At 48.1% G+C, this 12,534-nt stretch carries 12 protein-coding genes and 2 pseudogenes; 5 read left to right on the top strand and 9 right to left on the bottom strand.

Going from position 1 to position 12,534, the window contains the following annotated elements:
• The 7 genes and pseudogenes from A3SI_RS17685 to serA all read right to left on the bottom strand — a co-directional run.
• Positions 1–369 (bottom strand): annotated as a pseudogene (locus A3SI_RS17685) (hypothetical protein); the annotation flags it as partial.
• On the bottom strand, positions 366–1,196 hold the full coding sequence (locus tag A3SI_RS13240; protein ID WP_009056663.1) for a hypothetical protein: 831 nt from the start codon (positions 1,194–1,196) through the stop codon (positions 366–368). The gene A3SI_RS13240 and the pseudogene A3SI_RS17685, both read right to left, overlap by 4 nt.
• A gap of 11 nt (positions 1,197–1,207) precedes the next feature.
• Positions 1,208–2,188: a tetratricopeptide repeat protein gene (locus A3SI_RS21020; RefSeq protein WP_238531765.1), complete on the bottom strand. Its 981-nt coding sequence runs from the start codon at positions 2,186–2,188 to the stop codon at positions 1,208–1,210.
• Positions 2,185–3,663, bottom strand: coding sequence for a tetratricopeptide repeat protein (locus A3SI_RS21015; RefSeq protein ID WP_238531764.1), 1,479 nt, complete (start codon positions 3,661–3,663; stop codon positions 2,185–2,187). The genes A3SI_RS21020 and A3SI_RS21015 overlap by 4 nt, the downstream gene beginning before the upstream one ends.
• Positions 3,654–4,085: a tetratricopeptide repeat protein gene (locus tag A3SI_RS21010; RefSeq protein WP_238531763.1), complete on the bottom strand. Its 432-nt coding sequence runs from the start codon at positions 4,083–4,085 to the stop codon at positions 3,654–3,656. Before A3SI_RS21010 ends, A3SI_RS21015 begins: the two co-directional genes overlap by 10 nt.
• Before the next feature lie 146 nt (positions 4,086–4,231).
• Positions 4,232–5,254, bottom strand: coding sequence for a DNA polymerase III subunit delta (holA, locus tag A3SI_RS13230; RefSeq protein ID WP_009056662.1), 1,023 nt, complete (start codon positions 5,252–5,254; stop codon positions 4,232–4,234).
• 177 nt (positions 5,255–5,431) lie between these two features.
• Positions 5,432–7,324 carry a phosphoglycerate dehydrogenase gene (gene serA, locus A3SI_RS13225; RefSeq protein ID WP_009056660.1) on the bottom strand — a complete coding sequence of 631 codons (1,893 nt, stop codon included), beginning with the start codon at positions 7,322–7,324 and terminating at the stop codon, positions 5,432–5,434.
• A gap of 379 nt (positions 7,325–7,703) precedes the next feature.
• Here serA and A3SI_RS13220 point away from each other — a divergent pair, with 379 nt between their 5' ends.
• From A3SI_RS13220 to A3SI_RS13215, 3 genes are read left to right on the top strand one after another with little or no spacing between them, the layout of a single operon-like run.
• Positions 7,704–8,627 (top strand): 2-hydroxyacid dehydrogenase, encoded by a 924-nt coding sequence (locus tag A3SI_RS13220; RefSeq protein WP_009056658.1) that lies wholly within the window; start codon positions 7,704–7,706, stop codon positions 8,625–8,627.
• A gap of 9 nt (positions 8,628–8,636) precedes the next feature.
• A complete protein-coding gene (locus A3SI_RS22870) occupies positions 8,637–8,978 on the top strand; it encodes a universal stress protein (RefSeq protein WP_316929209.1) in 342 nt (113 codons plus the stop codon).
• Positions 8,879–9,466 carry a hypothetical protein gene (locus tag A3SI_RS13215; RefSeq protein WP_316929208.1) on the top strand — a complete coding sequence of 196 codons (588 nt, stop codon included), beginning with the start codon at positions 8,879–8,881 and terminating at the stop codon, positions 9,464–9,466. The genes A3SI_RS22870 and A3SI_RS13215 overlap by 100 nt, the downstream gene beginning before the upstream one ends.
• A gap of 142 nt (positions 9,467–9,608) precedes the next feature.
• Here A3SI_RS13215 and A3SI_RS13210 read toward each other — a convergent pair.
• Positions 9,609–10,142: pseudogene (locus A3SI_RS13210) on the bottom strand (AlbA family DNA-binding domain-containing protein); the annotation flags it as partial.
• Positions 10,143–10,336: 194 nt separating this feature from the next.
• The gene (locus A3SI_RS13205; RefSeq protein WP_009056656.1) at positions 10,337–11,122 is read right to left on the bottom strand and encodes a tetratricopeptide repeat protein; all 786 of its coding nucleotides are present in this window, start codon (positions 11,120–11,122) and stop codon (positions 10,337–10,339) included.
• 166 nt (positions 11,123–11,288) lie between these two features.
• On the opposite strand from A3SI_RS13205, the gene A3SI_RS13200 reads away from it, so the two are divergent.
• Together A3SI_RS13200 and A3SI_RS13195 are read left to right on the top strand one after the other, a co-directional pair.
• Positions 11,289–11,900 (top strand): fumarylacetoacetate hydrolase family protein, encoded by a 612-nt coding sequence (locus A3SI_RS13200; protein WP_009056655.1) that lies wholly within the window; start codon positions 11,289–11,291, stop codon positions 11,898–11,900.
• A 32-nt stretch (positions 11,901–11,932) separates the two neighbouring features.
• Positions 11,933–12,469 (top strand): M23 family metallopeptidase, encoded by a 537-nt coding sequence (locus tag A3SI_RS13195; protein WP_238531762.1) that lies wholly within the window; start codon positions 11,933–11,935, stop codon positions 12,467–12,469.
• The last annotated feature ends 65 nt before the right edge of the window (positions 12,470–12,534 follow it).

Genomic DNA, 12,534 nt, shown 5'->3' with positions numbered 1-12,534 from the left:
TTGCAATAGTAAGCATCCTGCTATAGCGAAATGGTGCCATCGATTGGCCTGCACACCTGCACTGGCACGAAACTGCTGTCGGGTATTCAAGAGTTGTTCTGAGGGTCCAAGAAACGGGTTCTCACGTACGAAACTCAAATAGGTATTGCGCAGCATATCCCCCTCAAATCCCGCAAAAACCCCTAAAGCATCTACTACTGCGTAGGAGGCTTGAAGTTGTGGGAAAATGTGGAAGTCTGAGGGTTTATTTTCCGTCACGTCATTTTCGATCACCATATTCGCCCCCGCCACCAAGTCCAGGCCATTTGCGCGGTAGCGCAGCTGTGGATTTATCCGATAAAAATTTCGGCTAATCCCCTGGTAGGTCACATCCTCGGGGCAGTCGTCTCCAAAAAGGAGTTGAAACCTATCCCAAAACCATTTTCGAATCTATAGTGCACGTTGGTCGTAAAACTGGCCGCTGACTCAGTAGCCCGAAACCCGTCCGTTAAATTGCGCACATCGAAGGAGGCCACATACTGCAGGGCCGCATCCTGATCGATGGGCTGTATTTTTCCGGATAAGCCTACCTCCTGCAAGACATTTACGTCTGGCGTAAAATTCAGTAGCTGGAGCACCTCATTTTCAGGATCGAATCCATAAAAACGAAACTCATCACGTCGGTAGCGTAAATTTCCATGAAAGGTAAAGTAGTCGGTAAACCAGCGCGCATCCGCTCCCATTTCGGTGAGGTGCTCTGCTGAGTTGGCCCCATCTACAGGACCGCGGTAAAAACCCTGATGCTTCAGGTAGCCGCCTACGGCAAAATCCTGTTCCTCCCATAGGTTATAGCGTGCCTCCAGAAGTGGGGAAATAAAATTCCCGAAGCCAGCACGCACGAAACCTGGATAGAGCTCCTTTTGCTTGCGTGGAAAATTGCGTACAGACGGCTCCACCTCGATGGATTCTGGCCTGGTGGCCAAATAAAACGGCGTGACCGTATAGGTAAACTGCGCCTCACTTTTCGGAGTAGGCAGTACCGGAACTGGAGCGAAAGGCCTGTTTTGCTTCGGAAGCGTCAGCACACGGTCCTTACGGATGACAAACTCCTGGTTTTGCACCTCTCCACGCTGCCCCTGCTGGGCATGCGCTTGTTGCAGGCCGCCGATAAAAAGCAAACCTGCCACAGTAGAAAATAAAAATGGAAATACCTTCATGTTTTGTGCTGTTACTTTTTATCTAACTCCTTTAAGCGTTCCCGGGCTTTCGTGCGAATCTCCGCATTCGTCGACCCTTCGATAACCGAATTAAGCGTACTCTTCGCCTGGAAGGTCTCGCCGAGTTCCTGATAGTTGTCCGCTAAAAGGATAAAAAACATCCCATACCAGTAATCATAGGCAGAAAATGCGGAGGACTCATCGAAAATCAACTCATTCGAGGCTGTAAAAGAGCGCTCCTTCCGTTTCAGTTCAGCCACCAGATACAGCGCCTCAGCACCTTGGACCGTCTTATGTGTTTGATACAGTTCTGTCAGCGTCCCTGAGGCCTGCGCCATACGGTTTTGCGCCAGCTGCGCCTTCCCTTTCATGAGTAAGGCCTCCGGCTGCGCCTCGGGCGTAATGGCCCCCAGACGCATGATTTCATCCGCAAAAAAGACGACAGAGTCCTGATTATTTAACGCTGCGTACGCCTGCATTAGACCCCGATTGGACTCGTACTCGTCCATCTTCGTGCGCGCTGTCCCACGCCACTCTCGGAAGAAAGGCACCGCACGGCGGTATTGCTTATTGGCCAGCTCTATGCCCGCCAAACGCTGCACCGCACGCACCCGCTGTGGAGAGGCCTTCACCTGAACGATCTCCTGATACAGCCTTGCCGCTTCTGTGGTGTTCTCCAATCTAAAATGCGACTCTGCTAAAAACAGCTTTGCTTCCAGCTGATTCGCAGCCTGCGGATAATTCCGCATGTACGTACCAAAAGCAGCTACCGCATCGCGGAATTTCCCTGAAAGGAACAAGCTCTTCGCAGACTCAAACTCCAACTGCTGCACACTCTGATTGTCCGGATTCGCACGGCGATAGGCACTCATATAATTCGAAAACTCTCCTGCACGACCTAAAAGCACCAGCGACTCCTGAAGCCCCACCAGCGCTTGATCGATATTGCTAGCATTCGGAAAGTTATCTAAAAGCGTCTTATAATCCTTCACCGACTGCTCGTACTGCTGTAAGGAGAAGTTGGCGATGGCGCGCCTTCCAGGGCAAAAGGCTGAAAAGGGGAATTCGGACGCGTCGTTATCAGCTGCCCGAAACCCTCTATCGCCTCTCGGTATTGCAGCTCCTCCATGTGCACCTGAGAGCGCTGGAAAAGGGCGTCTTCTACGTAACGGCTATTCGGAAACTGCCGCACCACCGTCGTAAAGGACTGAACAGCCGCTCGGTTATTTCCTTGGAAATTTTGAATGACTCCCAGACGGAAGTGGGCGTAGTCTTGATCTGTCACGCGCTCATCGATGGCACGCTGAAAAAGCAGTGAAGCATTCGTGAATTTTTTCTGCACATAATAAGAATCCGCTAATCGAATTAGCGCATCCTCATAGCGTTCCGTTCTTTTCGAGCGGCTCTGTTTATTTATATAGGTTTCAAATTCCCGCTCTGCTTTCTCATACTGCTCGGTATTAAAGTACGCATAGGCTAAAGCATAATGTGCCTGCATAATAGCAGGGCTCACCTCATTTCGATGCCCTGCGATAAGGCGCTCAAACACCCGAATAGCACCCGACTCATCTCCTGAGGCAGCTAGGGCTTCCCCCTTCCAAAAAGTGGCTTCTTTCACCAGCTCCGCATCCAGTGGCTTACTCAGAGATTTATCGAAAAAAACCTGCGCTTGGCGGTAATTCGCATCCCGAAAATACACGATGCCCTGATAGTAGGTAATCCGCTGATAGGCACTCTGAATGCGGTTCGAACTCCCCTGACGCCCCATCTTTTCGATCATTTCGATCGCACGTAGATAGTTGCTCGTATTAATTAAAGCATCCGCCAAAAGCTCCTCCGCCTGACGCTTGTATTTGCCATTCGGATAATTTTCAATGTACGTATCGATGGCGTTTACCGCCTGCTGGAAGTTGCCACGCTCTAAGCTTAGCTTGGCAAAATTAAAGTAGGCTTCCTCCTTAATATCAGGCCGAGCATCCAACCTTGCCGCCGTTTCGAAAGCGTTTAGAGCGAAATTCGGATTGTTCAATTTCACATAGGCATGACCTAAATAATAGCTAGATACCTGCGCGATCGCATCATCCCCCACTGCACTCACTTTAAAATAATCTGTGGCACGCTGATAATTCTTGATTTCAAACTGCGCGATACCGGCCTTGTACACCTGCCCGATGCTTAGATCTCCTCTTCTGGCATTCACGAAGGCGTCGAAATGGAAAGCCGCACGCTCGAAATTACGCTTCTCGAAATACGCCTCCGCCACATAGACGTGAATCCGCTCCTTGCGTTCTACATTTCCACGCTTGCTCAGCACCTCCTCCGCGTAGGTAATCAACTCCTCATAGGCCTTCTGCTCGTAATAAAGCGCAGCCAGCAGGTAAGGCACCTTGCTTTGATAAAACGGATAGCGATCCGCTTCGCGCAAATTCCTTACCGCAGCGTCGGTATTCCCCGCTTTTAGCTCCAAATAGCCCGCATAGTAATAAGCATCAGGCCGATAGTTGCCTGACGCTCCTTTAAGTAATTAAAATAGTGGAGTGCCTGCCGATCTTGTTTTAACTGCATGTGCGCATAGCCCTGCTTGAAGGTCGTTTCATCCCGCTGCTCCGGCCATACATCTGCCGCGCGCACAGCGCTGAAGGCACGTAAGGCCCCCGCATAATCACGCTTATCAAAACGAAAGTTGCCTAAATAAAACGCTGCCTCACTTGAGCGCGGATGCTCTCGATGCGTCCGAACGAAAGACTGAAACAGCCCCTCTGCGTCTTCATCCTCCGCTTCTAAAGCAGAAACGGCACGCTTAAATTGCGCCTCCAGGCGCTGATCTGCGTACAGGGTGTCTTTCGCAAAGCGCTCGTATGTGAAACGCGCCGCGCTAAACTGGTGCAAATGAAATAACTGGGAAATTTCATCCAGCCTCGCCTCATCGCTGCGCTGAATAACACCCGACTGGCGCGGGCACCCTGAAACAAGAGCAGTGCGCCGATAAAAAAAAGGACTTGCCTCATGCTTTTCTATGGAAATGGGTTGGGTTTTTAGTGCATTATTTTAAAAATGAGCTCTTTTAAGATGGCTGGCTCATCCATCTCGCCTGTACCCACGCCCTTAGAACGTAGATCGGCCTCTTTTAAGTATTGCATGATATCAATAACCTTGCCCATTTTATAGCGATTAGCAGCGATTTTATACTCCTTAACGAAATACGGGTTCATCCCTAACTGACGCGCTAGCTCTTGATCCGAAGCTCCTCGCGCGGCATGCGTTTGCGCGATCTTTTGAAACTGTGTGAAGATCAGTGCTAATATGGGGATCAGTGGATGATTGCGCATATTTTGGCTGAAATAATGCACGATCTTATTCGCTTTCACCACATCTCCCACCGCGATGGCCTTCGTCAGCTCAAAATTATTATACTCCTTATTAATCCCAATATACTGCTGAATATACTCCGCAGTGATCTCGATGGAACCCGTAAAATTAAGCAAGAGCTTGCTTACCTCATTATGCAGCACCTCGATGTTATTCCCTATACTGTCAGCCAGCAGCTTGGCATTGATCGGCTGAATCCGATGACCTAAAGAAGCGATATATCCCTCGATCCAGTCGGCCATCTTATAGTCAGGTACCTTTTCACTGACCACCAGCACCGCATGCTTGTCCAGTGCCTTGGCCAGCTTTTTTTTACCATCCAGCTTCTTATACTTGTGTGCAAACACTAAAATCGTACTCGGCAGCGGATTTTGGACGTACTGCATCAGCATGTTCTCATTATCCTCCCTACTTAAAAAAGGAATCTGCTGAGCCTCCTTCACGATCACCACCTGACGCTCGGCCATCATCGGAAAACGCTTGGCATTTCCTAAGATAACAGGCATGGTCGTATCCTTTCCATACATGACCATCTGATTAAACCCTTTTTCATGCTCGGCGATGGCATGCTTCTCGATAAAATCACTGATCTGATCGATGAAAAAGGCTTCCTCTCCATGCAAAAAATAAACGGGAGCATATTTTCCCGCCTTTAAATCCTTTAAAACAGCTTCTGGTTTACTTGGCATCTAATCGTTCTTTTCCAGCTCAAAGATACAATTTTCTAGCACCCACAAGCGGTTTTAAACAGCTCTTTTTTTACTCTCAGCCTCGCTTCATGCCTCCATGCCTTTGCGCTTCGCGCAAAAAAAAAGGCCCGAACCACTCCACGCAGCCCGAGACCCTTTAACAGCTCAAAAGCACTATTAATATAACATGCGGAAACGAATCGTTCCCGGAATTTTCTTCAGTGCGTCGATAACATCCGGAGAATAGGCCTTATCGATGTCTGTGATCACATAACCTATTGTCTCATTCGTCTTCAAGTACTGCCCCACGATGTTAATGTCGTAGTCTGCTAATGTGCGGTTGATTTTCGCCAAAACGCCGGGCTCATTCAGGTGAATGTGGATGAGACGATGGGCATTTTTCAAAAAAGGCAATTGGATATTCGGAAAGTTGACCGAGTTATAGGTATTGCCTGTATTGATATACTCCATGATCTTACTCGGCACGAAATCAGCGATATTTTCCTGCGCCTCTAAGGTCGACCCCCCGATATGTGGGGTCAAAATGGTGTTACGCACACCGATCAGCTCCGACACGAAAGGCTCACTGTTGTTTTTCGGCTCTTCAGGAAAGACATCTACCGCAGCCCCAGCGAGCTTGCCACTTTCCAATGCCGCCTTTAGGGCCTCGATTTCCACCACATGCCCGCGACTGAGGTTGACCAAGTAGGCCCCTTCCTTCATTTTGGCGATAGCCGCCGCATCGATCAGGTTTTCATTATCGCTGCGTCCATCTACGTGCAAGCTCACAAAATCACAGGTGCTCAGCAGCTCGTCGAGGCTAGCCAGTTTCGTGGCATTTCCGAGTGCCAGTTTCTCGATGACATCATAGTAATACACGTCCATGCCCATATTTTCTGCCAGCACGGAAAGCTGTGCACCGATATTTCCATAGCCGATGATGCCTAATTTTTTGCCCCTGATCTCGAAACTTCCTGTGGCCGACTTGTCCCACTTGCCCTGATGCATGGCGAGCGATTTATCGTGAAAATTTCGTGCGAGGAAAATAATCTCCGCGATAGCCATTTCCACGACAGAGCGCGTATTGCTAAACGGCGCATTAAAAACCGCGATCCCCTTTTCGGTACAGGTATCCAGGTCAATCTGATTCGTTCCGATGCAGAAGGCCCCGATGGCGATGAGGCGATTGGCTTGCGCCAAAACCTTTGCCGTGACCTGCGTCTTAGAGCGAATGCCCAGAATGCTGACACCCTTAATTTTTTCGGCTAGCTCTTCCTCGTTTAAGGCAGAGCTGATGGTTTCCACCTGATACCCTTCACGACGCATCAGCTCCTGAGCCACAGGATGCACATTTTCCAAGAGCAGAACCTGAATTCGGCTTTTCGGATAGGAGAATTTTTTATTCATTTTGTTAACATACAGAATTTCATCCAGGCTGGGCGCGATATGGTCGGCCTTGCTACTCACTTTCGGGCGGTTCACATTTTCGGTGAATGCATAAAATTTATTGGCTAAGCCCGCCTCCTTTATCTCATAATCCGTGTACCCATCTCCGATTACATAAATATCACCCTCTAAATTTAATTTTGCAATAGTAGCCGACTTCCCTCCATTATTCGAAAGCACATTATCCCGATTAAAATCCACGATCCTGCCCTGCTCGTCGTACACAAACTCATTTGCGAAGACATGGTCAGGCAGGATTCCATACTGCTCTACGATGGGGACGATAAAATCTTTGAATCCATTGGAAATAATGATGATGTCTTCCGCATTCTCCTCTAAAAATTCGCGATTTCGGGAGAAGGACACCGACACTTTTTGTTTTAGCGCGGCGATAAGGTCCTGAATCTGCGCCTTATCCGCCTGCAGGATTTCAAGCCGCTGCTCTAAGGACTCCCTTAAGTTTAAGCTGCCTTCCATCCCTCTATCCGTGATTTCCTTAATCGCTTGAAGTTTTTCGGCTTTTTTTGGGTCTTTTTCTAAGCTGATTTCCCCTAATACATCTAAGGCTTCCACCTGCGTAAAGGTACTGTCAAAATCAATGATGAATTTTTTACTCGTTGGCATGTAAGTGATTGGTTTCAATAGGTTGCTGCGAAATTACGGCTAAAATAACAGTTTTTTATTTTCATTATCAAGTTTCACAAGAAAAGCCCGAATATATTTCCTTTTTGCTAATCTTTCTGCGACTAAAGGCACAGAAGCAGCAACATACTTCTGTACCTCGAGGAGACTGCTAAGACATGCTACTGCCGAGTTGTAGCCTTCTCTTGAGCGGATTCGCTGACGCATAGAAACTCCTATCCAACATTCGAATAAGCCACTTATAAGGTTTTTTTGAATTAGATAAAGGTGTTTTTACTTCTTTTATTCATTTTTGACTATATTTAAAGGCTTCTAAACGAACCCAGCGTGTACGGAACACGCTTGCTATGCTTGAAAGTCTATGAGTATCTTTTTGTTAGCCCCTGGCAAAGAACTAAGTCCATGGAAGAAAGCCTTCCACCGCGAGGCACCGGAGATTCCTCTGCTCACCGCGGAGGACTCCCCTCAGCGCATCGCGGAGGCTAAGATGGCCGTGCTATGGCAGCATCCTTCCTCCTGCTGGGAACAGTTGCCCGCCCTACAGCTAATTGCCTCCATGGGCGCCGGCGTCGATCACCTGCTCCAAGATCCCATGCTCCCAGAGAGAATTCCTATCATGCGTATCGTTGATGAAGGGCTCAGTCAGTACATGAGCTCCTATGTGCTTTGGGGCATCTTACAGCACCATCGGCGCGCCAGCCACTTTGCGCAGCTCCAAACCCAGCAGCGCTGGAACATGGATACCCCGACACACGAAATTCGCGTAGGGGTCATGGGGGTAGGCGCCCTTGGCATGGATGTCATCCGCAAGTGTCAGGCCCTTCAAATCCCGGTGGTGGGCTATGGCAACAGCCCCCGAGCCAATACAGATTTTCCCTATTATGCGGCAGAGCAGCTGCCCGAATTTCTACAAGCTGCCAATGTACTCGTCTGCCTGCTACCGCTTACACCGAAAACGGAGGGCATTTTAAATGCGACCCTGTTTGAAGCTTGCACCCCAGGCACCTATCTGATTAATGTCGGCAGGGGCAGACATTTGGTGGAAGAAGACCTATTGCCCGCCATCGAAGCCGGACAGTTATCTGGTGCCCTGTTAGATGTTTTTCGGCAGGAGCCTTTGCCGGAAGGCCATCCCTTCTGGAGTCATCCCGCCCTCACGCTTACCCCGCATATTTCTTCGGTAACGAACCCAGATGCCGCCGTGCCGCAGCTCGTGGAAAATTACAGGAGAATTCAAAAAAACGAACCACTCATACATCTCGTCTCTCGCGAGCGAGGGTACTAAACAGCGATTATGCCAGCACTTAACACCTTACTTTGTCCCATAGATTTTTCTGAATGCGCACTGAATGCATTAGAATACGCCACGCGCTTAGCGAATTACTACCAGGCGGAGCTGCACATTCTTCATGTCCTGGAAACAGGAGATCAAGGCCCAGAGGCTATCACCGAGCAGCAGCAGGCCTTTGCCGAAGGAAAATTAGCGCGTTTTAAAGAGACCATTTTAGCCGAATCCGGCATCGAAGGCCTGAAAGGATGCACCATACAGGTCAGCAGTGGGAAAATTTCAGCGACTATCATGGACTATGCCGACCGAATAGAAGCCTCTATGCTGGTGCTGGGCGCAGAAGGCTGAATGAATTTAAGCCAAATTTTATTGGAGGAAATGCCGCGAAAGTGGTGATGCGCGCCGCGCAAGATGTGGTGCTCGTTCCCAAAAAGGGCTATTTTAAACCCCCGCGCAAGGTGGTTTATGCCACCAATTACTTAGAGGAAGATAAAATCGCGATCCAAAAAGTGACGCACTTCGCGTCGTTCTTCGATGCGGAAGTCGATATCGTGCATGTGTCGAGCAAGTCTAAAGCGATCGACCGTGCGCTCCATCAGACGATGGTGCAGGAGCTCAAGCCCTACGTGCGCTATCCAAAATCGAGCTTCGTGTTGAAAACTTATCGGGATGAGCCTGGCTTAGGCTTGGAAAATTACTTAAAAGTGGCCAAAGGCGACATATTAGTGACGCTGACCAAGAAAAAGTCTTGGTTCGACCAGCTTTTCGCACAGAATTTAAGTAAAAAGATGTCTTACTTTATCAACAAGCCACTTTGGGCCGTGAAAATGCTTTAGGAGGTAAAGGTTAACTATAGTGTATAAGACATTAAATTAAGGTGTAGTTAATAAGTTTCCATTATCTAGACGTTGAGACCAAAAGTGGGATTAAAGAATGTCTGCTGGCCGGTTTGCCATCTGAATCGGTCTGGAATTGGGCTTATTTGGTAGCTCGCTTTTGGCCTTGTTCAATTACTACAAGATTCAATTTTTCAAGAATTTTCTCCGTTAATTCTTCGCCTGTTTTCTCCTTAAAAAAGGCAGCAAAACCATCTAATGTGATTTCATTAAAATCTTTGGAATAATTCAGTTCTGCGTCAAATGAACTATTTGCTGCGGATCTTTCCAGACGAAAAATAGTTTCCCTATCACCTAATCTATTGGATGAACCTACTCGAATAAAAGTACCTTCATTCTTTCCTTTATTTTTTAAAAAGTAAGGAGGCTTACTCCCTTTGTGAATGTATACTCTGATGATATGTTTGTCTTCCTCTGTAAGGAATGAAATTTCAGGTTGAATTATTGGAGCACAAGAGTCAAGAACAATATTACTAATTCTGTTTTCAATGCTATCTAATTGATTTTGAGGAATGCCAACAAGTGCTCTTGGGTTATTTTTTATGCCTATATATAATTCACCACCCGCGTCGTTTGCAAAAGCAACAACTGTTTTGGACAAATCTGAATTAGCTCGGTAAAGTCTCTTTAAATTCTAAACGACGTCCTTCCGGTAATTTTATTTTATCTGCCAATTTCAAAATTCGCCAATTTTTAAGTTGCCTCTTCTATATCCGCCTTATTCTATGACCGTTATTGCCTCTTGAAAATCAGCTATCAACACACAATTTTTTTCGCACTGATCATTGCTTAACAAGTATTTAGCATGAATTATTTCTTTAACCCCCTTTTTAGAAACTGCCAAAACTCCTGACGCGTAGTGGAATCTGTAAAAATAGCCTTTAAGACTCCCATAAAATGACTGAGGTCTACCGACTTTTTTTCAGGCTCGAAACTGGGCTGAACGGGCTGCCTAATCGACAACTTCTCCCCCTCATCCGCTTTCGTTTCCTTTCTTTTTTGTTCGTTTTCGCTTTCGTTTGCTTTCGTTTGCTTTCCTTTTTGTTCGTTTTCGCTTTCGTTTGCTTTCTTTTGTGTTCGATTCGGGTCGTAACCGATCAGCTCATCCGCCCGCTTAAAGGAGCGCTTACTGCGCTCGATATAGCCTAGCTTCTCCTCTACCAAGCCTTTATTGTTATAGGCCACCGCATCCTCCGGATCCAGCTCGATCGCCTTTTCATAATCTTCTATCGCCTCCTTTAGCATGCCGATGCGGTCACGAAAATAAGCACGAGAGGCGAAACGATAGGGATTGCCCGGGTCTAAATTAATGGCCTGATCGAATCCCTCCGCAGCTTCTTGGTTGCGCCGCATCAGATGCAGTACCACCGCACGGTCACTGATATAACTCGGATTATAGGGCTCGAAGCTCAACAAATAATCAAAGTCTTCGAGTGCCGCATCGAGCTGGCCCAAGCGGCTATACACCCGTGTCCGAAAGGCTTTATACTCGGTATTTCCCGCATCCGCTGCCAAACAATCGTTGATAGCTTCCAGCGCCTGCTCGAACTCTCCTACTTTAAAATGTGCTATACTCTCTTCAAATCTTTTCTGCATCGGACTTCTAGTTCACTCTATAGAGTACAAAATTACCCCTTAGAAAGTTTAAAAACCATGGCATTCTCCTGAAATCTGCCCTTCTCCACTTTCTTAGCGGAGGATAAGCGGATTTTTCTTTAGGAAGCGGCCATAATTCCGTTATTTTGGGGAAACATACGAACGCATGAAAATTATCGCCATCGGCAGAAATTATGCCGACCATATCGCCGAGCTGGCCAATGAACGCCCCGAGGCCCCAGTCGTTTTTTTAAAGCCTGACACCGCCCTGCTAAAAAATGGCGCCCCTTTTTATCATCCCGACTTCTCTGAAAACATTCACCACGAAGTAGAGCTGGTACTTAAAATCCAAAAGGAGGGCAAGTACATCCAAGAACAGTTTGCCCATCGCTACTACGATGAAATCGGGATCGGAATCGATTTTACAGCCCGTGACTTGCAGCAGCGCTGCAAAGAAAAGGGCCTCCCCTGGGAAATCGCCAAAGCCTTTAATGGAAGCGCCCCTATCGGTGGTTTTCTACCGAAAAGCCACTTCCAAGACCTAGCGAACATCACCTTCAGCCTCCAAAAAAATGGCGAGGAAGTGCAGCGCGGAAATACTGGCATGATGCTCTTTAGTTTTGACGCCATCATCGCCTATGTCAGCCAGTTTTTTACCCTGAAAAAAGGCGATCTGATCTTTACCGGCACTCCTGCTGGCGTGTCTAAAATTGCCGTGGGAGATGTCCTTACAGGCTTTATCGAGGACGAAGCCCTGCTTGAAGTCGCCATTAAATGAGGAGAAAGTCCCCACTTAACCGGGTCCTACAGGTGGTAGGACTTCTTGCCCTACTCCTATTGGCCTCCGGCCAAAAATCAGCCGATAATACGCTCCCCGACTATGCCTTTCCCGTAGCGGGCGAGCCTCCCTTTTTGCTGTCCGGTAACTTCGCCGAACTCCGTCCCACCCACTTTCACGCAGGCATCGACGTGAAGATAGGTGGTCGCTCGGGTGCGCCCATTGTAGCCATCAGCGACGGGTATATCGAACGCATTAAGACCTCCTCCTTCGGCTATGGACTGGTTATCTATCTGCGGCATAAAGACGGAAATAGCTCCGTCTATGCACATTTAGACGATTTTAGCCCGAGTGTGAAGGCACTTTTCATCCCGGAGCACTATGCGAAAGAAGAAAATGACCTTGAATTTTTTCCCGAGCCGGGCAGCTGGCCCATAAAAAAAGGCGAAGTCCTCGGCTATGGCGGAAACACCGGCAGCTCAGCAGGGCCACACCTGCATTTTGAAATTCGCGACAGCCTAGAGCGGCCCATAGACCCCTGCGCTTTATCCCGGAAAGGTACGCGATGAGCTGCCTCCGTCCYTGCTGGCCATTAACCTCGTGCCACTCAGTCTGGACAGCCGGGTAAATGGCA

Origin of the sequence: Nitritalea halalkaliphila LW7 (assembly GCF_000265075.1) — a bacterium.
In the GTDB taxonomy this organism is placed as follows: Bacteria; Bacteroidota; Bacteroidia; order Cytophagales; family Cyclobacteriaceae; genus Nitritalea; species Nitritalea halalkaliphila.
This window is presented reverse-complemented; position numbering and strand designations above follow the sequence as displayed.

Excerpts from the sequence above, each read along its gene's own strand:
- A3SI_RS13240 (WP_009056663.1), bottom strand. The coding sequence starts at position 1,196 with ATGAAGGTATTTCCATTTTTATTTTCTACTGTGGCAGGTTTGCTTTTT.
- holA (WP_009056662.1), bottom strand. The coding sequence starts at position 5,254 with ATGCCAAGTAAACCAGAAGCTGTTTTAAAGGATTTAAAGGCGGGAAAA.
- serA (WP_009056660.1), bottom strand. The coding sequence starts at position 7,324 with ATGCCAACGAGTAAAAAATTCATCATTGATTTTGACAGTACCTTTACG.
- A3SI_RS13220 (WP_009056658.1), top strand. The coding sequence starts at position 7,704 with ATGAGTATCTTTTTGTTAGCCCCTGGCAAAGAACTAAGTCCATGGAAG.
- A3SI_RS22870 (WP_316929209.1), top strand. The coding sequence starts at position 8,637 with ATGCCAGCACTTAACACCTTACTTTGTCCCATAGATTTTTCTGAATGC.
- A3SI_RS13215 (WP_316929208.1), top strand. The coding sequence starts at position 8,879 with ATGCACCATACAGGTCAGCAGTGGGAAAATTTCAGCGACTATCATGGA.
- A3SI_RS13205 (WP_009056656.1), bottom strand. The coding sequence starts at position 11,122 with ATGCAGAAAAGATTTGAAGAGAGTATAGCACATTTTAAAGTAGGAGAG.
- A3SI_RS13200 (WP_009056655.1), top strand. The coding sequence starts at position 11,289 with ATGAAAATTATCGCCATCGGCAGAAATTATGCCGACCATATCGCCGAG.